Source organism: Hyphococcus flavus (genome assembly GCF_028748065.1).
GTDB lineage: Bacteria > Pseudomonadota > Alphaproteobacteria > Caulobacterales > Parvularculaceae > Hyphococcus > Hyphococcus flavus.
Map to the genome: position 1 here is coordinate 710,469 of NZ_CP118166.1, position 15,770 is coordinate 726,238.

Sequence of the window (15,770 nt, forward strand, 5' to 3'; positions counted from 1 at the left end):
AATGCTCATGCTTTTATCCCCCGCCAAGGCGATGAATTTCGACGAAGCGCCAAACGCGCCGAAGGCGACCGCGCCAACGCTGAAAAAAGATTTCGCAGAGATTGCCAGCGTCGCGCAAAAGCTGAAAAAAACCGACATCAAAAAACTGATGGGGATTTCCGACAATCTGGTGGATCTCAACTACGAGCGGTTTAAATCGCTGAAGACGAGCGGCAAGGCGCCGGGGGCGAAACAGGCGGCGCTGACTTTCGCCGGCGATGTTTATCGCGGGCTCGATGCAAACACGCTGAAGCCCGAAGACCTTGAATATGCGCAAGATCACTTGCGAATTCTATCTGGGCTTTACGGACTGTTGCGTCCACTCGACGGCATTCAACCCTATCGTCTTGAAATGGGGTCGCGCCTGAAAAACCCGCGCGGCAATAACTTGCATGAATACTCGCAGCCCGTTGTAGCGAAAGAACTCGACAAGGCGGTGAAGGGTCATGCCGACCCGACCATCGTTTGCCTGGCGTCGAACGAATACGCCAAGGCCGTTGACCGGAAGGCGCTGAAAGCGAAGTTCATCATGATGAACTTCAAGGAGATCAAAGACGGCAAGGCGCGGGCCATGATGATCTTCGTCAAGCAGGCGCGCGGCATGATGGCCCGCTGGGCGATCGAAAAACGCATCGACAAGGCGGCGGACCTCAAAAAATTCAATGTGGGCGGCTACAAATTTTCCAAAGAGCTGTCCTCTAACGAGGAGTGGATTTTCACCCGCCCGCAGCCCGCGCCGGTCGGGAAGAAAAAAACGGCCAAGGCTAAAAAGAAAGCCGCCTAGTCGCGCGGACTTTGTTTGTTACAGTCTGACAGCCGTGAGAAGAGCTTTTGGGACACCCGAACTGTCACAAAACGTGTGCGCCGATTAAGGCCGCAGCACTGAAACCCGCATAAAATAAGGGCTTCGCCCGACCAGAAAGATTACACTTTTGTGTCAAAGGCGCAGTATTTGCGCTTTCTGCTTGACTAAGCGCAAATTGTGCGCCATATATTATTACAGTTTTATGACGCTATTTGCGTCAGAGCCGCATAAATATGGGTCGGCGGTATTTTTCGGCCCAAATAACAAGGCTTTAGGAGTACCATAATGGCTGTTACAACGCATCCGGCGGATTACGCCGCCGCCCCAGTGAAAGTCGGCCCGAAAACCGCAATGACCGCTCTTTATGTGGTGATTGGCCTCGCCGCCATGGCGATCGCGATTCCGGCCGCACTTGCAACCGGCGCCGCAGAGCCCGGTGTATTCGACGAATGTTATTCCGCCTGCGCTACCGCAACACCGCTGGCGTCACAATAACCCCACTCCGCGATCATCCGTGACCTACCGGACCTTCAGTGCGGCGCTTATGCGCCGCTCTGATAGAGGCTGAAGAAAATTCCGAACATGATGATAAAGATCAGCGCCATATAGTAGAGCGCAGTTGAAATCACCCATTTCAACACGACGGAAATCCAATTCGACCCATAAGCCTGCCGGAATACGAGCAGCGGCTGAAACGCGCCCCATATTAACACCAGCGCGGCAAATAATTCGCCAATAATAGGAACTTTGCCCAGCAACAACGCTAACAACAAATACGCGTATAATGCTGCGTGCATGTAAAGGCTGATGACAAAATGGTCGTAAACGTAAAACTTGCGGCGATAGACGTAGAGCAATAGCAAAATCAGCGCGTAGACAGCCGGCGCCAGCAACATGACGCGCGGCAGGTTTTCACGGCTTTCCGCAAAGAACAGGCGCGGGTCTTCCATCGCGAATTGCGCCGATTCATAAAGCTGCCTGACGTAAGGCTTTAGCCATTCCGGGCCGCTGTAATTGGTATCTTCCCACTTGGTGTCTCTTAGCGAAACACCGTTATCGTTCTCTTCGCTCTCACTGGTTTCCTCATCTGCATCGGCTTGCTGTGTTTCTGCTTCGATCTCGCGTTGCAGCTCACGCAGTTCCGCCGCTGCGCCTGGGTCACGCGCCTCCATCTCGGCCATGACACTTTCGCTAACTGTTAAGTCTTCACCGTCAATAGCCGCAGACAAGTCCGAAGCCAGTTTCTTGCCGCCTGGCGTAAACGTCGCAAACGCAGCGAGGAAAAAGAAAACACTGGCGAAGAGATAAAGCCGGAACGGCGGTGAATACCGAACACGCTGTCCGTCGAGGTAACGTCGCGCGAGCCGCCCCGGTCGGGAAAGCAACAACCAGATGGTTCGGGCTAACTTGCCATCAATCGCCAGCGTATCAACCAGAAAATCCTGTACGAGGCCAATGACCACCCGCCTCGGCTCGTCTGCCCTCTGGCCGCAGCTTTGACAGTATTCACCTGTCAGCTTCGCGCCGCAATTTTTGCAATTCGAAATTGCGTCTGTCATCTCTCGCCCCCGCAAGATATTTACGTCAATGAAATGTCAGCGCGCAGATTACCACGTTGCGCCGGAAATCAAAATCAGGCGGCTAGCCTGGCAAATGCTCCAGAAAAAAGCGCACTGCGTTTTCGCCCATAACGGCGCGAATGGTTTCGTCATCGGCGCCGGCATCGATCAGCGCTTGGGTGATCGCCGCCATTTCACTGCCGTCGATAGGCGTTGTGACCGTGCCGTCAAAGTCAGAACCGAGCGCCACATGATCAACGCCCAACAGTTCCACAGCGTAAAGGATTGCGCCGGCAATACCCGCCGGTGTCGGATCGCACACAGCTGCATCCCAGAAGCCAACCCCCACGAGCCCGCCATGATCGGCGATCATCTTCATGGTTTCATCGGAAATGTTTCGCGGCGTGTCGCAATGCCCCTTTAAACCTGTGTGAGAAACGATCACGGGCTTATCGGTGCGCGCCAGAACTTCGCGCACCACTGCTTCTGACGAATGAGCGACATCGATGATCATGCCTTTTTCAACAGCGCGATCAACCGCTTGCTTACCAAACGCCGTCAGTCCGGCGCCCGACGTCCCATGCAGGGAGCCGCCAAGTTCGTTATCGAAAAAATGCTGCAGCCCCATAACGCGTAAGCCAGCGTCATAAAGCTTATCGAGGTTTTCGATATCGCCTTCGAGAGGGTGTGCTCCCTCAATCCCGTAAACCCCCGCCAGCGCGCCGTGATCAATTGCGCCCTGCAAATCGTTTTTTGTCTTTGCGTAGACAAAGCCGCCGTCAGCCCGTTTTTCCAATTTATCGAGACGCGATGCTTGATACGCGGCACGCTCATAAATGGAATTCCATGTCCGCACCGGCCAGGCTTGCGCAATCATCAACAGGGTCAGCGCGTCCTTGTCTGCTTCGTTTTCATCGTAATTCAAGTCTGGCGGGGTTTTGGTGACGGCGGTAAAAACCTGTAACGCAACACCGCCATCGCGGAGACGCGGCAGATCCGTATGCCCGCGCATGTTTCGCTTTAGCGGATCGCGCCGCCAGAGCAGCATGTCTGAATGTAGGTCAGCGACGGGTATGGTTTCGTGCAGCGCGCGGGCGCGCTCTGAAATCTCATAAGGCTCGTGCGGGATGACGACATTATTGTTGCGGTCGAAACGCTGCGGCAGGACGCCGTAGAAAACATAAACGCCAACTAACAAAAGCGCCGCCAGCGCCAACCCGATCCATTTCATGAAGCCCTCCCGCGTTTTACAGGAGAGTGACGCGACCCTCAGTAGCCGTCAACGCTTTGCAACATGCCGCGCTAAATGCTTAAGGTCGGCCGCATGATCGATATCCCTCAAAGTTTCTAGCATTCGGACATCGAATTTTTCAGGCAGCGTTTTCAGCGTGTCTTTCAGCGCGTGTTTTGTTGACCATCTGACGCCGTCGAAAAGATCAGGCGCGGCGCGACGGCGGGCAAGACCGATGAGCCAGTAGCCGCCGTCTTCAGCCGGGCCGAATACCGCGTCGGCGCCGCGAAGCTTATCGAACGCCTCGCGCAAATGCCGCGTGCGCATCTCCGGCGCATCAGCGCCGATGATGACGACAGGTCCCGGCGGCATGACGTCAAAAACTCTTTTCATGCGCTCACCAAGATCGCCTCGCCCCTGCACAACGCGCGGCAGGCGGCGCGGCCAGAACCGGGCGTCCTGATGCGCCGCTGACGGCGGATCGACTGCGAGCACCGTGCGCCATCGCCCCTTTTCCGCCTCGGCAATCGTATTGTTCATCATGATACGGAATAAAGCCGCCGCGCGGGCCATGCCGATCTCCACGCCGAGCCGGGTTTTCACCCGCCCCGCCACTGGCGCTTTCACAAAGACGACGACCGTACCGCGCATTATCGATAGTCTTTCGCCAGTTGCTCCGGCGCGGCGCCCAGATAGTAGCGCGCGAGCGTGCGCGTATTCTTGAAAACCCGCGCCATATATCCGTCACGCTCGTACCGTTCAGCGGAAGTTATCGCTTTTGCCTTCAGAACATGCAGCACGCCCCGCCCTTTCGCCTTCACCAGCCTGCGCATGAAATCAACATCCTCCATTAACGGCAGATCAGCATAGCCACCGATTTCTTCGTACGATTTTTTTGAAATCAACAATCCCTGGTCGCCATAAGGCGCCTTGAAAATCGCCGTGCGCGCCATGGCCCCGGCGGCGACAAGGCGCGGCGCGACCCCTATTGCATCGAACCGCAATGTAAAAACGCCTGCGCGAAACGGATTGGTTGCGATGAATTTTTCGGCTTCCGTTTCCCACCCCTGTTCCAGCACTGTGTCCGCATGCAGAAACAAAAGCCATTCGCCTTTAGCAGCGCGTGCGCCGGCCCCAAGCTGCCCGCCTCGCCCCGGCGGCGCCTGCAAAACCACCGCACCAAAGCCATCAGCGATATCGCAGGTTTTATCTTCAGAGCCGCCATCGACGACGATAACCTCACGCACCAGTTCGCCAACGACTGCAGGAACAAGCGCGTTCAGGCATTCGGTGATACGCACCTCAGCATTCAAGGCAGGTATGACGACCGAAATGCACGGCGCTATCACAATTTCTCTTTCATCTATCCGGTAAGGAAGTACTGTCGGAATCTCGCCGTTATCAGTGTGCCTAATTACGTTGCGGCAGGTTGTTAAACCTTTCCTGCTCAATTTCTGGCAGGATCACAAAGTTGTCTTCGATTATTCTGTCCGGCATCTCTTCGCTCACCATCCTCCAGTATTCTATTCTTTGCTCAAATCCATCTTGATCCGGATCGAGACCAAGAATTCCGATTGAAGCTACAACATCACGATAATTCGCAATCTCAATCGCATCTGATCTGATGGAGGCAATCTGTTCAACAACCTCAGGGTCAAGCGTATCGGGCAGGCTTGCGAAAAGTTCTTCAAATTTTCGTTCAAGCCCTGCGGTGTCTTTCGATTTGCCAACACCGATTCCGCCAGGAAGGCGGCGCGAAGCAAGCGCCAATATGCGCCGCGCTGCAGGCCAGCAACTTTCAATATTTCTTGCTATCGTGGATTTTTGTCGCACAGTCAGCGAGCCGCGTTTTAGTCTTTCAAACAAAGCGATTCCCAGCGGTTGAACGCCTTCCAGCTTGCAGGCGCTGGCGCCTGTAAAAAATATAAAATCTTTCATATCCGACTGATTGAACACGTTTGTGCGCTGAAAAAACAACGCGACAACTTCTCGATACCTTTGCTGCTCATAAAGCGCCTTCGCCGTCTCATTATCATCCGCCTGTACGGCGCCAAGCTGCAAAAGCGCACACACCGCGAATATTAGAAAAGATCGTCTCTTCATGAACCAAAGCCCTCAGTGGAGATTTCAACTTCAGATGATGGCGCGCCCGCCTCTATATATGTTGCTGTGTCAGTAATGCTTAGGCGCGTTGCAAAAAACTGCGACGAAATAGCCAGAACGGCGCCGAAAAACGCCAAAACCAACCCTGGAGACGTCGAGACAAAACTTACAGACCCTTTACCGGCGCTTCCGCTTACAGTTGTTTCGCCGGACGATAATTTTCCTAAAACAAATAACGACCCGATCAGGCACAGGATCATACCTGTCGTGATCATGATATACCCAAACCATACACGGGCAATAAGCAGGGAATTCGCTTGATGATAGCGCCGCGCGACCAGATCATGTTCTAAAATGAATAAAGGCTTGCTCACGAGCCTTTCACGGCCCAGTTCAACACTTTCAATTGCACTGCTGTTTTCAGCCTGGCCTTCTGTGTTAAGTACAAAGACAGAGCTCGCAAGCATGTCTTCAGGACCTTGCTCAAAGCGTTTGCCAAGATTATCGAGTTGCCAAGCGCTGACCGCAAAGAAAACGACGCCTAAAAGAAATATTCCGCCTGTTAAAAACGGAAGCAACAGCCGCTGCCATTTATGCCGCAGAACTTCATCGCCCTGCGGAGGGTTTTTTGTAGCTTTCTTTTCCACCATTGCTCGCCCCCCCCTGTGTTCTTCAGACATGAATCGTATGGAAAACAGACGCCCGTAAAATTTAGCTTATCACCATAACGGCACGCCAATCTACTGGAAGGTAAAGCATTGAAAAATACGGCAAAATAAACTTTGTATCTTTTATTGCGGTATGGCTCGGTGCAATTTGCCATTCCTGAATATTCGCCGTTTTCTTTTTTTGCCTTGTCTGTTGGTTATTCGCTGTCAGGCTTGAAAATCGCTTCGATGGGCTGGCTGAAAACATTAGAAATTTTGAACGCGAGCGGCAGCGAGGGATCGTATTTCCCGCGCTCCAGCGAGATCACCGTCTGACGCGAGACATCAAGTTGTTCAGCGAGATAGGATTGCGACCAGCCGCGTTCCGCGCGCAGCTCCTTTAAACGGTTCTCCATCAGCGCCAACAGATGGTTATGAACTTGTCCAGCATGCGCTTTTCTTTCTTTTGTTCGCAGCCCGGCGCTCTACGTCGTGCTGTTTATTGCGATGACTTTTTGCGGAACGGGCGCGTTAAAAATCGCCAGACCGCTTTTCGGCTTTCCCACAAACTCAAACCCAAAATCGCGGCGGTCGACCAGAATGCGACTTCTAACAGCACCGCGCCGATTGCAACGCCGATGGTCCAGGCTGTCGTCGACGGATCGGTTGTATAAAACACCGCCAGCCCGACCCAGGCCGCAATCGCTACGCCCCACACCGCCAGTAACGCCAGTTTTTTCCAGCTCATTTTTCTTCTCCTGTGACTCGTTTGATTTGTAAAGCAGGCTTTACATAAACCAAAACCCAAGAATGTCAAGTTCGCTTTACAATCAAAAAACACCCTGTAGAAAAAATGTTCTTGATTTGTTCTTATCTGGTGATAGCTTCCGGCCATGGCCCGCGCCGCGCACCTTTCCTTCCGTCCGACCCGCCGCCCGACATTGGGGGAGACGGCGGCCGACGCCCCAGCCGCCGGGGCGCACACCGCCCAATCGGCCGCCGCAGGGAAAGGGCGCGGCGCGCGGTCTAACGCCTCCGGGCGTTATGAAAAGGACCAGCGCGAGGAGGTGAATGACGGCTGGGACCTCGACGAAGACATGCCGCCCCTGCGCACTGACGTGACGCTCGAAAAACCGCGCAAGATTATCACCTTCAACAACTCGCCTTATGTGGGCTTTGACCGCTCCATCAATCCCTATCGCGGCTGTGAGCATGGTTGCATCTATTGTTTCGCGCGGCCGACCCACGCCTATATGGGCCTTTCGCCGGGTCTCGATTTTGAATCGAAACTGTTCGCCAAGCCTTCCGCGCCGAAACTCCTTGAAAAAGAACTGTCGGACAAAAACTATCGCCCGCAAGTCATCGCCATGGGGACGAACACCGACCCCTATCAGCCGATCGAACGCAAGTTTCAGATCATGCGCGGGATTTTAGGCGTCTTTTCAAAATTCAACCATCCCGTCACCATACTGACGAAATCGCAGAACATTACACGCGACCTCGACATACTTGGACCGATGGCGGAAAAGAATCTCACCCGCGCCATGGTGTCGATCACCACAGAGGATAAAGCGCTGGCGCGATCGATGGAGCCGCGCGCTTCGGCCCCGAAATGGCGGTTCGAGGCGATCAATAAACTCGTTGACGCCGGCGTTTCCACCGGCATCATGACCGGACCGATGATCCCCGGTCTCAATGATGACGAAATGGAAGGCATCATGGAAAAGGCGGCTGAACTCGGCGCCAGCTTTTCCGCCTTTACGGTTTTGCGGTTGCCGCTAGAGGTCTCGCCCTTGTTTCAGGAATGGCTCGAGACGTTCGCGCCGACCCGCGCCAAACGCATCATGCGCCATATTCGCGACATGAACGGCGGCAAGGATTACGACCCGCACTGGTCGCGCGGGCGCGAGATTAAAACGCCCTATGCGCAGCTCATCGCGCAACGCAACGCCCGAACCCGCGCAAAACTCGGTTTCAATCGTGAGCGGGCACCGCTCGACCTCTCGCTCTTCCGCGTCCCGGCTGAAGTTTCAGGCCAGATGGATTTGTTTGGGTGACGCAGGCCGGCACCCGCATTTATACGCCGGCCTGCAATACACAACTGCTATAGGTCGCGATCATCGCCTTGTGCGCGGCAGTAATTACCCCAAGCAAAACCCCATTGATAGACTCGATCATTGCCGTTCTTGGAATGCAGCCCTACCCTGTCTTTCTTTATGCCGACCGCATGGCCAAATTCATGGGCGACAAGCCCTACTAAGCGGCAAAAACCTCGCCCCGATGATGCAAGCGATTCCGTTCGAACTTTATTATAACAGATACGAATTTTGTTACTCGCCGCACCCATCGCATGTCGTCCTGACGATCCTTTACATAACGGAGCAGAATTACCCGCGCATGCAAACCAAAGGTTGTTTAGTTTCCGGTCTCGTCCAAGCCGTCTTTTTACACGCCGGTCAGCGCCGCGCCTTGGGTGATAACTACGATCAGCCTCGTATATGGCCCTAACATCGTCCATATGTTCGTCTAGGTAATCAATAACATCGCGAAAATTGTCTGCAGCGCCAGCCGGACAATCCCTGGCAAACGGCCGCGCGGATGCATCGCTGCTGAAGAAAGCAAAAACCATTAAGGCAACGCCTAGTGAAACAACCAACCTCATTTCATACTCCCCTTATGTAGCTACATGCCAGAGTTTATCTATCAATTCGGTAAAGACCAAATTCACCCATGAAACCGTTACAAAACAACAGTTGCTGCAATAGCGAATTACATAACAACATTGCCTTTGATGAAATTTATTCGTATGCGCATCTAAGGTGTGCTCCTCAAGCGCGCCCGATAGAAAAAGGGGATGGCATAATGGACAGAAGAAGATTTGTAGCCGGCGCGGGCGGTTTGATGTTTTCAACCGGCGCCGGAACGTTTGCGCTTGCGAAAGACGACAAGAAACTCGTCATGCCGAGCGGCGCCTGCAAACCGGTGGTACAGCAAACGCCAGGGCCATATATCACGGCGGACAATCCGTTGCGCTCTGATATTCGCGAAGGCTTGCCAGGCGCTGTTTTAAAACTCGATATCAAAGTGATGGAGCCGCTTGCCTGCGCTCCGGCGCCGGGCGTTGTGGTCGATATCTGGCATTGCGATGCAATCGGGCGCTATGCCGGGTTCCAGAACATCAATTTTGACCTGACAACGCTGCAGATGACGGGGCCTGGCGCCGATTACTCCAGCGAGTCATTCTTGCGCGGCCGTCAAATTACAGATGAAAACGGCGTTGCCAGTTTTACGACCATCGTCCCTGGCTGGTACGTGCCGCGCCTGCCGCACATTCATGCGCGCGCGGTCATGCCCGATCTAGACTGGACGGCGGTCTCGACGCAACTCTATTTCGCCCGCGATTTCGAAACGGCGATTTACGAAACCGAACCATACGCTGCGCGCGGGCCAAATCCGATTGGCCCCAATCGCGACATTGTGCTGAAAGGCGACGAATACGCACTGACAGCGCTAACGCTCGACGTGAAAAAAGACGGCGACGGATATAAAGCCGCATTCGACTTTTCTATGGCGTGATCGCTAAAACCCGTGCGCTTCAAGCGCTTTTGAAATCCGCTCGCGGGTGTCGTCATGCTCGAACGGGAACGACATGAAAAACTCCTTGCGGCTGACGGCGGGGTTGCGTTCGCGCACGTTCCTCGCCCAAGTCTCCGCCTTCGCCCTGTCGCCATTCGCCTCATGCGCGCCGACGGCGATCATGGCGATCAGCACATGGGCGCCTGGGGTTCGCGCCGCTTCATCCGCAAGCCGCGCCGCCTCTGCCATTTCGCCGTCAGTAAAATGCGTAAAGGCGCGCACGCCGAGCATGGCATAACGGAAAGGATCGAGCGGGCTTAAATTGAGAGCCAAGTCTACATTCTCGCGCGCCGCGCTGGCGCGTCCCGCCACCGTATCGGCCCAAGCGCTTGCGTAAATCCCTTGCGCGTAATTGGGGCTTTGCCGGATGGCGCGCTCAAGCCAGGCGCCGCCGCCGGCGACGTTGTTTTCGATCCAGTGAACGCGGCCCATGACGAAATTGGCGAACGGATCAAGCGGATCGAGGTCAACCGCCTTTTCCGCATGTACCCGCGCCGCCATTCGCGCGGCGGCAATATCATTCTTGTACTGAACGAATACGTCCTGAAACCGCGCCGATGAAAGCCCCGCATGAGCCCGGGCAAAGTTCGGCGACAAGGCAATGGCGCGTTCAAACATCGCCGCCGCTGCTTCATTGTCCTGATTGTTAAAGCGATAAAGATGTTGAAGCCCGATATGGTAGGCGGACCAGGCGTCGAGATTCTCAGGGCCTAGCAAACGCGCTGCTTGCGCCTCATGCACGGAAATTTGCTGTTCCAGCGATGAAACAATACTGGCGACGATCTGACTCCTTATATCGTAAATATCGTCAAGCTTTGACTGATAGCGCTCGCCCCAGATCACGCCGCCGTCGCGCGTATCGGCAAGCGAAACTGTCACCGCAATACTATCACCGACGATTTCAATAAAGCCGGTCAGGCAATAGCGAACGCCAAGCGCCGCTCCGACTTCACTCATATCGGGTTCGCCGCCGCGAAAGCGGAACGACGATCCGCGCGCAATGACGAACAGCCAGCGCAATCGCGACAATTCAAAAATCAATTCATCGGGCAGCGCATCTGCGATAGCCGCATAGGGGCCCGCAACACCAACGAGCCGAAACGGAAGAACAGCAATTGATGGTTTTTTCGATTGTTGAGGCGTCAATGGCGCGGTCAAGGGCGCAGAAGACGTCGCTGCAATTGATGTTCGTGGGCTGAGCGCTTTCACTTCTCCCACAAACCGGAAACCCTTGCCGTGGACCGTCTTGATGAACTTTTGCGCCTTGCCGTCATCGCCGAGCGCGGCGCGCGCCGATTTCACCCGGCTTGTCAGCGCCGCTTCGGATACGATGCGACCGTCCCAGATTTTCTCGATGATCTCGTCTTTCGAAACCATGCGGTCATGGTTTTCGGCGAGCAGCGCCAGAAGCGCGAACACTTGCGGCTCGACCGGCGCCGCCGACCCGTTTTTACGGAGCTCAACTGCCCGCGCATCGAGTTCAAAATCTCCGAACGCATAGATCATGTAGGCTTTATAGCCCGAAATCCTGCGATTCTCCCGGAAATCTCCAGATCTTCTTCAGGATTCACGGGAGCTGCCGACCTACACCCTCCTCATCAGCGGGCGGAACGATGCCGCCCAATACTTTGAAAAAGGAGAAACCCAATGCCACTCGTAACAATCGATGTCATCGAAGACGTTTTCACCCCTGACCAGAAAGCCGATCTGATCGATAAGCTCACTGAAGCCATTATCGAGGTCGAAGGCGAAAACATGCGCCAGGTCACCTGGGTCAAGATCAATGAAGTAAAAGGCAACGACTGGGCGATCGGCGGTCAAAAACTGTCTGCCCGCGAAGTCCATGCCCTCGCCGCCGGCAAGGCCGCCTAAAAAAAGCTCCCGACCGCCGACAGTTTCGCGATCCAAAAAAAGAAAAGGAGAAAGACATGTTTAGATTATTTGCAGCATTGTCGTGCGCCGCTGTCATGGCGGCTGCATTCGCCCCTGCGGTCTATGCATTTCAAGTTCTCGCCTGAACCATGTGGCGGCAAGTTGCGACAGCGTATAAAGCGCCGCGTGTTCTGCTAATCTCAAGAACAGGCGGCGCAAAAATTATTGAGGCAGAGTGAATGGCGGGCGCTTTGCGTCAGCCGCACAACTGGCGTCAATTGCATTCACATCGGCTGTATCGACAAATTCAATTACCATTTGATTGACGCAGGGATTGCCCAAATCCCAGTGAGAACTGTTCGGCACAACCACAAGCCGGGCGTTGGGCAAATGCCGCACCGCTTCTTCGCCCATCCAGGGCGGTGACGCCGCGTCATACTCTCCCGTTAGCATCAAGACTGGCGTATCGGCCCTGACAGGATCGGCGAAATTTTCCGCCCGCTCCCCGCGCGGCCAGAACGAACATATGGCAAGGCCTGAATCGAGACGCGCCGTTCCCAGCATTGTATTTTCTGACAGTGCTCGCGTGCGCGATACATCAATATATGGGAACTCTTCGGCGCAGCGGACTGACGCCCACATGCCTTCCGTTCCGATTTCAGACAATTGATATAGCAATGTGGGCAGAAATTGCGTCAACTTGGTGTAATCGCCAGCCTTAGCCTCACTAACGGCCAAAGGCAGACCTGCTGAAACCTGCGCCGAATAGAGTACGTATCTGATGGCCGTCGCGAGTTCACCATACTTGACGCGAACTTGCGTCGGTTCTTGTGTCAATGAATGCGGCAGCGTAACTTTCACTGGTTCTTTGGCGACATCATCCAGAACTTCGGCCATGTCCTGACGAAAGGAAGGAAAAGCCTCATTGCAGGAGGCGTCGTTTTCACAAGCCGCAATGACGCCCTCTAACGCCATATCGGCGTCAGCAGCAAGGGTTTCAGTTTGAAAAACAGAGGGTGGAACAACGCCCTTAAAAACAGCCGCGCGCACATGGTTTTCGTGACGGCGGATGATTTCGAGCCCAAGCGTCGTTCCGTAAGATCCGCCTGAAAGCGTCATTTTTTTATACCCAAGCGCTTCACGCAGATCGTTAATGTCATCGGCGATAATGCTGGTCGTGTACTGCGTCAGGTCGGCTTTTTCACTGAGACGGTCTTTGCACTTCTTATAGTTCTCAGGGTCAAAAAACGGACGTTCGAACATTTCCTTGAATGCTTCGGGCCGACCGGCGAGATCATATTTCAGACAATCGAGCGGATTTGATCCGCCCGTACCGCGCTGATCGACGATAACCAGATCGCGCGTCGCCATGGTCGGTTCAATTTGCATTCGAACAGAAGCATTGGGCGTCGCGCCTTCTCCGGGCCCGCCTGTCAACACAAAAACCGCATCATCGGTTTCATTTCCATTTCGCGCGCGGACGCGGACAAATTTGATGGGAATAATACGGCCGGTTTTGGTTTTACGGTTTTCATAGACGTTAAGAGCGCCGCAATCGGCCTCATATCCATCAAATGCCGGCTCACAAGGCGCTATATCAAAACCTACGACAGCGGACTTTTCATCCACATAAACTTCCTGATGCGCGCATGCCGTGACGCTCGCCGCCAGCATCACAGCGCCAACGGCAACGCCCCATGGATTACTGAAAAAATTCCTCATGATCCCCTCCGTCAGAACTCATTATAGTGCTAATCGTAGTAATGGAGCATTTCAAGCAATCTTATCTTTGCAGATGTTCGTACTGGCGCAAATCGCACGAATCGATTGAATAGGCTATTTTGCGAGTGCGTGATGATTGTAAGCCCCACCTTTGAACTGGAATCTTCACTTGCGGCGCCTGTAGCAGGCATCGATGAAGCGGGCCGCGGTCCGTGGGCTGGTCCGGTCGTTGCTGCCGCTGTTATCCTTGACCGTGACAACATTCCGCCGGGGCTGCGCGATTCAAAAACCCTTACAGAAAAACGCCGGGAGATGATCGCAAAAGACATCTACGCCTGCGCTATCGTCGGCGTTGGCGTCGCCAGCGTTGATGAAATAGACGAGATCAACATTCTGCAAGCCACCTTTCTGGCCATGGCGCGCGCAGAAGTGTCGCTCTCGATTCAGCCGAAGACATGCATCGTCGATGGCTCGCAGAAACCTCAATTGAAAGCGCCGACCCAAATGATCGTCAAAGGCGATGCCAAGTCGTTATCCATTGCAGCGGCGTCGATCATCGCGAAGACAACGCGCGATCAAATGATGCGCGATCTTGCACTCGAACATCCGCATTACGCATGGGAAAAGAATAAAGGATATGGCGCGCCCGCGCACCGCGAAGGTCTGGAAGCATTTGGCGTCACACCACATCATCGCAAAAGCTTTGCGCCGATCCACAATATGTTGTGTGCGGACTCTTAAAACGCGGCGCCTGTTAACATTGGTTACTAATCTCTTAACATCCTGACTCCATTGAAAAATTAGCGCCGTGACTTGACGGCGAGTCTGCCTCGACTCAAAGTGCCGCTCCTTCGTTTTGAGGGTTGCGGAAAGAGGGCGGGCGATGCCGGCGAAAAAGAAAAAAACAACGGCGACGAAAAACGACATCGAGAAATATCTCGACAAAATCGTTTCAGGTGATTGCATCACGGCAATGAAAAAACTGCCCGACGCGTCAGTCGATCTCGTGTTCGCCGATCCGCCTTACAACCTACAACTTGGGCAAGCTGAGTTGACGCGGCCTGATAATTCCCGCGTCGATGGCGTTGATGATGAATGGGACAAGTTCGACTCGTTCAAAGCCTATGACGATTTTACGCGTGAATGGCTGAGCGAAGCGCGGCGCGTTCTGAAGCCCCATGGCGCAATCTGGGTAATCGGTTCCTATCACAATATATTTCGTGTGGGGACGGCCATTCAGGATACGGGCTTCTGGATCTTGAACGACGTCATCTGGCGCAAGACAAATCCGATGCCGAATTTTCGCGGCACGCGCCTGACCAACGCACATGAAACCCTTATCTGGGCCGCGCGCGATCAAAAATCAAAATACACCTTCAATTATCGCGCGCTTAAAACCGCCAATGATGATTTACAGATGCGTTCAGACTGGGAACTCCCGATCTGCACCGGCAATGAACGCATCAAGGGCGATGACGGGGCAAAAACACATCCGACTCAAAAGCCGGAATCGTTGCTCTATCGCGTGCTGATCGGCTCGACTAATCCGGGCGACGTAGTACTCGATCCGTTTTTCGGCTCCGGCACTACTGGCGCGGCGGCGAAATATCTTGGCCGTCATTTCATCGGCATTGAACGCGACAAGGCCTATATCGCCGCGGCGAGAAAGCGCATCGCCAGGGTGAAGCCGCTCGAAGGCGACGATTTGCAAACGCAGCCATCGCCAAAGGCGGCACCGCGCGTCCCCTTCGGTCAGGTAATCGAAACGAAACTGATCAAGCCGGGCGCCAAACTTTATTCACGCAACAAAAACTACTCAGCGAAAGTGCGCGCCGACGGCTCGCTTTACGTGAAAGACGGCGAGACGGAAATTCAGGGCTCGATCCACAAAGTCGGCGCCGCCGTGCAAAAAGCCGAGGCCTGCAACGGCTGGACCTATTGGCATTACGAGGAAAAGACCGGCCTCAAACCCATCGACTTCCTGCGCGATAAAATCCGCAAGGGCATGGCGGGGTAGGTTCTCTCCGCCGTCATCCCGGACTTGATCCGGGATCCACTGCAATAATTCCAACACTAAAGGTGGATTGTGAGTGTGAATGTATTCATTCACCCCTCAATGACGGCTGCTTTTGGTTGACCACTAGAGAATCGCAATA

17 protein-coding genes are annotated in these 15,770 nt (G+C 54.3%); 7 read left to right on the forward strand and 10 right to left on the reverse strand.

Features of this window, described 5'->3' with window-relative positions; translation table 11 throughout:
- Position 1 precedes the first annotated feature (1 nt).
- Together yaaA and PUV54_RS03515 are read left to right on the forward strand one after the other, a co-directional pair.
- A complete protein-coding gene (gene yaaA / locus PUV54_RS03510) occupies positions 2 to 823 on the forward strand; it encodes a peroxide stress protein YaaA (RefSeq protein WP_274494177.1) in 822 nt (273 codons plus the stop codon).
- 306 nt (positions 824 to 1,129) lie between these two features.
- Positions 1,130 to 1,339 carry a hypothetical protein gene (locus PUV54_RS03515; protein WP_274494178.1) on the forward strand — a complete coding sequence of 70 codons (210 nt, stop codon included), beginning with the start codon at positions 1,130 to 1,132 and terminating at the stop codon, positions 1,337 to 1,339.
- Between the two features lie 47 nt (positions 1,340 to 1,386).
- Here the strand turns inward: PUV54_RS03515 and PUV54_RS03520 are convergent, their stop codons facing one another.
- The 8 genes from PUV54_RS03520 to PUV54_RS03555 all read right to left on the reverse strand — a co-directional run bounded on the left by PUV54_RS03520 (position 1,387) and on the right by PUV54_RS03555 (position 7,132).
- Complete coding sequence (locus PUV54_RS03520; RefSeq protein ID WP_274494179.1) at positions 1,387 to 2,403, reverse strand: DUF3667 domain-containing protein; 1,017 nt, start codon at positions 2,401 to 2,403, stop codon at positions 1,387 to 1,389.
- Positions 2,404 to 2,485: 82 nt separating this feature from the next.
- Positions 2,486 to 3,634, reverse strand: coding sequence for a dipeptidase (locus PUV54_RS03525; protein WP_274494180.1), 1,149 nt, complete (start codon positions 3,632 to 3,634; stop codon positions 2,486 to 2,488).
- Positions 3,635 to 3,682: 48 nt separating this feature from the next.
- Positions 3,683 to 4,285: a TIGR04282 family arsenosugar biosynthesis glycosyltransferase gene (locus PUV54_RS03530; RefSeq protein ID WP_274494181.1), complete on the reverse strand. Its 603-nt coding sequence runs from the start codon at positions 4,283 to 4,285 to the stop codon at positions 3,683 to 3,685.
- Positions 4,285 to 4,983 carry a TIGR04283 family arsenosugar biosynthesis glycosyltransferase gene (locus PUV54_RS03535; RefSeq protein ID WP_274494182.1) on the reverse strand — a complete coding sequence of 233 codons (699 nt, stop codon included), beginning with the start codon at positions 4,981 to 4,983 and terminating at the stop codon, positions 4,285 to 4,287. Before PUV54_RS03535 ends, PUV54_RS03530 begins: the two co-directional genes overlap by 1 nt.
- A 61-nt stretch (positions 4,984 to 5,044) precedes the next feature.
- On the reverse strand, positions 5,045 to 5,737 hold the full coding sequence (locus PUV54_RS03540) for a hypothetical protein (RefSeq protein WP_274494183.1): 693 nt from the start codon (positions 5,735 to 5,737) through the stop codon (positions 5,045 to 5,047).
- The gene (locus PUV54_RS03545; RefSeq protein ID WP_274494184.1) at positions 5,734 to 6,387 is read right to left on the reverse strand and encodes a hypothetical protein; all 654 of its coding nucleotides are present in this window, start codon (positions 6,385 to 6,387) and stop codon (positions 5,734 to 5,736) included. The genes PUV54_RS03540 and PUV54_RS03545 overlap by 4 nt, the downstream gene beginning before the upstream one ends.
- Positions 6,388 to 6,602: 215 nt before the next feature.
- Positions 6,603 to 6,800, reverse strand: a complete 198-nt coding sequence (locus PUV54_RS03550; RefSeq protein WP_337999185.1) for a helix-turn-helix transcriptional regulator — start codon at positions 6,798 to 6,800, stop codon at positions 6,603 to 6,605.
- An 83-nt stretch (positions 6,801 to 6,883) separates the two neighbouring features.
- A complete protein-coding gene (locus PUV54_RS03555; RefSeq protein ID WP_274494185.1) occupies positions 6,884 to 7,132 on the reverse strand; it encodes a hypothetical protein in 249 nt (82 codons plus the stop codon).
- Between the two features lie 145 nt (positions 7,133 to 7,277).
- Between PUV54_RS03555 and PUV54_RS03560 the strand changes: the two genes are divergently transcribed.
- Both PUV54_RS03560 and PUV54_RS03565 read left to right on the forward strand, forming a co-directional pair.
- On the forward strand, positions 7,278 to 8,441 hold the full coding sequence (locus tag PUV54_RS03560; protein ID WP_274494186.1) for a PA0069 family radical SAM protein: 1,164 nt from the start codon (positions 7,278 to 7,280) through the stop codon (positions 8,439 to 8,441).
- An 805-nt stretch (positions 8,442 to 9,246) separates the two neighbouring features.
- Positions 9,247 to 9,960 carry a dioxygenase family protein gene (locus PUV54_RS03565; RefSeq protein WP_274494187.1) on the forward strand — a complete coding sequence of 238 codons (714 nt, stop codon included), beginning with the start codon at positions 9,247 to 9,249 and terminating at the stop codon, positions 9,958 to 9,960.
- A gap of 3 nt (positions 9,961 to 9,963) precedes the next feature.
- Here PUV54_RS03565 and PUV54_RS03570 read toward each other — a convergent pair whose 3' ends face one another.
- Positions 9,964 to 11,526, reverse strand: a complete 1,563-nt coding sequence (locus PUV54_RS03570; RefSeq protein ID WP_274494188.1) for a winged helix-turn-helix domain-containing tetratricopeptide repeat protein — start codon at positions 11,524 to 11,526, stop codon at positions 9,964 to 9,966.
- A 141-nt stretch (positions 11,527 to 11,667) separates the two neighbouring features.
- Between PUV54_RS03570 and PUV54_RS03575 the strand changes: the two genes are divergently transcribed.
- The gene (locus PUV54_RS03575; RefSeq protein WP_274494189.1) at positions 11,668 to 11,892 is read left to right on the forward strand and encodes a tautomerase family protein; all 225 of its coding nucleotides are present in this window, start codon (positions 11,668 to 11,670) and stop codon (positions 11,890 to 11,892) included.
- 222 nt (positions 11,893 to 12,114) lie between these two features.
- On the opposite strand, the gene PUV54_RS03580 is transcribed toward PUV54_RS03575, so the two are convergent.
- Positions 12,115 to 13,614 (reverse strand): alpha/beta hydrolase, encoded by a 1,500-nt coding sequence (locus PUV54_RS03580; protein WP_274494191.1) that lies wholly within the window; start codon positions 13,612 to 13,614, stop codon positions 12,115 to 12,117.
- Between the two features lie 132 nt (positions 13,615 to 13,746).
- Here PUV54_RS03580 and PUV54_RS03585 point away from each other — a divergent pair, with 132 nt between their 5' ends.
- Both PUV54_RS03585 and PUV54_RS03590 read left to right on the forward strand, forming a co-directional pair.
- Positions 13,747 to 14,355 carry a ribonuclease HII gene (locus PUV54_RS03585; RefSeq protein WP_274494192.1) on the forward strand — a complete coding sequence of 203 codons (609 nt, stop codon included), beginning with the start codon at positions 13,747 to 13,749 and terminating at the stop codon, positions 14,353 to 14,355.
- A gap of 142 nt (positions 14,356 to 14,497) precedes the next feature.
- Positions 14,498 to 15,631, forward strand: a complete 1,134-nt coding sequence (locus PUV54_RS03590; protein ID WP_274494193.1) for a site-specific DNA-methyltransferase — start codon at positions 14,498 to 14,500, stop codon at positions 15,629 to 15,631.
- Positions 15,632 to 15,770 lie beyond the last annotated feature (139 nt).

What these genes read in the sequence shown, in the direction of transcription:
- yaaA (WP_274494177.1), top strand. Translation starts at nt 2, where the DNA reads ATGCTCATGCTTTTATCCCCCGCCAAGGCGATGAATTTCGACGAAGCG.
- PUV54_RS03515 (WP_274494178.1), top strand. Translation starts at nt 1,130, where the DNA reads ATGGCTGTTACAACGCATCCGGCGGATTACGCCGCCGCCCCAGTGAAA.
- PUV54_RS03520 (WP_274494179.1), bottom strand. Translation starts at nt 2,403, where the DNA reads ATGACAGACGCAATTTCGAATTGCAAAAATTGCGGCGCGAAGCTGACA.
- PUV54_RS03525 (WP_274494180.1), bottom strand. Translation starts at nt 3,634, where the DNA reads ATGAAATGGATCGGGTTGGCGCTGGCGGCGCTTTTGTTAGTTGGCGTT.
- PUV54_RS03530 (WP_274494181.1), bottom strand. Translation starts at nt 4,285, where the DNA reads ATGCGCGGTACGGTCGTCGTCTTTGTGAAAGCGCCAGTGGCGGGGCGG.
- PUV54_RS03540 (WP_274494183.1), bottom strand. Translation starts at nt 5,737, where the DNA reads ATGAAGAGACGATCTTTTCTAATATTCGCGGTGTGTGCGCTTTTGCAG.
- PUV54_RS03545 (WP_274494184.1), bottom strand. Translation starts at nt 6,387, where the DNA reads ATGGTGGAAAAGAAAGCTACAAAAAACCCTCCGCAGGGCGATGAAGTT.
- PUV54_RS03550 (WP_337999185.1), bottom strand. Translation starts at nt 6,800, where the DNA reads ATGGAGAACCGTTTAAAGGAGCTGCGCGCGGAACGCGGCTGGTCGCAA.
- PUV54_RS03555 (WP_274494185.1), bottom strand. Translation starts at nt 7,132, where the DNA reads ATGAGCTGGAAAAAACTGGCGTTACTGGCGGTGTGGGGCGTAGCGATT.
- PUV54_RS03560 (WP_274494186.1), top strand. Translation starts at nt 7,278, where the DNA reads ATGGCCCGCGCCGCGCACCTTTCCTTCCGTCCGACCCGCCGCCCGACA.
- PUV54_RS03565 (WP_274494187.1), top strand. Translation starts at nt 9,247, where the DNA reads ATGGACAGAAGAAGATTTGTAGCCGGCGCGGGCGGTTTGATGTTTTCA.
- PUV54_RS03570 (WP_274494188.1), bottom strand. Translation starts at nt 11,526, where the DNA reads ATGATCTATGCGTTCGGAGATTTTGAACTCGATGCGCGGGCAGTTGAG.
- PUV54_RS03575 (WP_274494189.1), top strand. Translation starts at nt 11,668, where the DNA reads ATGCCACTCGTAACAATCGATGTCATCGAAGACGTTTTCACCCCTGAC.
- PUV54_RS03580 (WP_274494191.1), bottom strand. Translation starts at nt 13,614, where the DNA reads ATGAGGAATTTTTTCAGTAATCCATGGGGCGTTGCCGTTGGCGCTGTG.
- PUV54_RS03585 (WP_274494192.1), top strand. Translation starts at nt 13,747, where the DNA reads ATGATTGTAAGCCCCACCTTTGAACTGGAATCTTCACTTGCGGCGCCT.
- PUV54_RS03590 (WP_274494193.1), top strand. Translation starts at nt 14,498, where the DNA reads ATGCCGGCGAAAAAGAAAAAAACAACGGCGACGAAAAACGACATCGAG.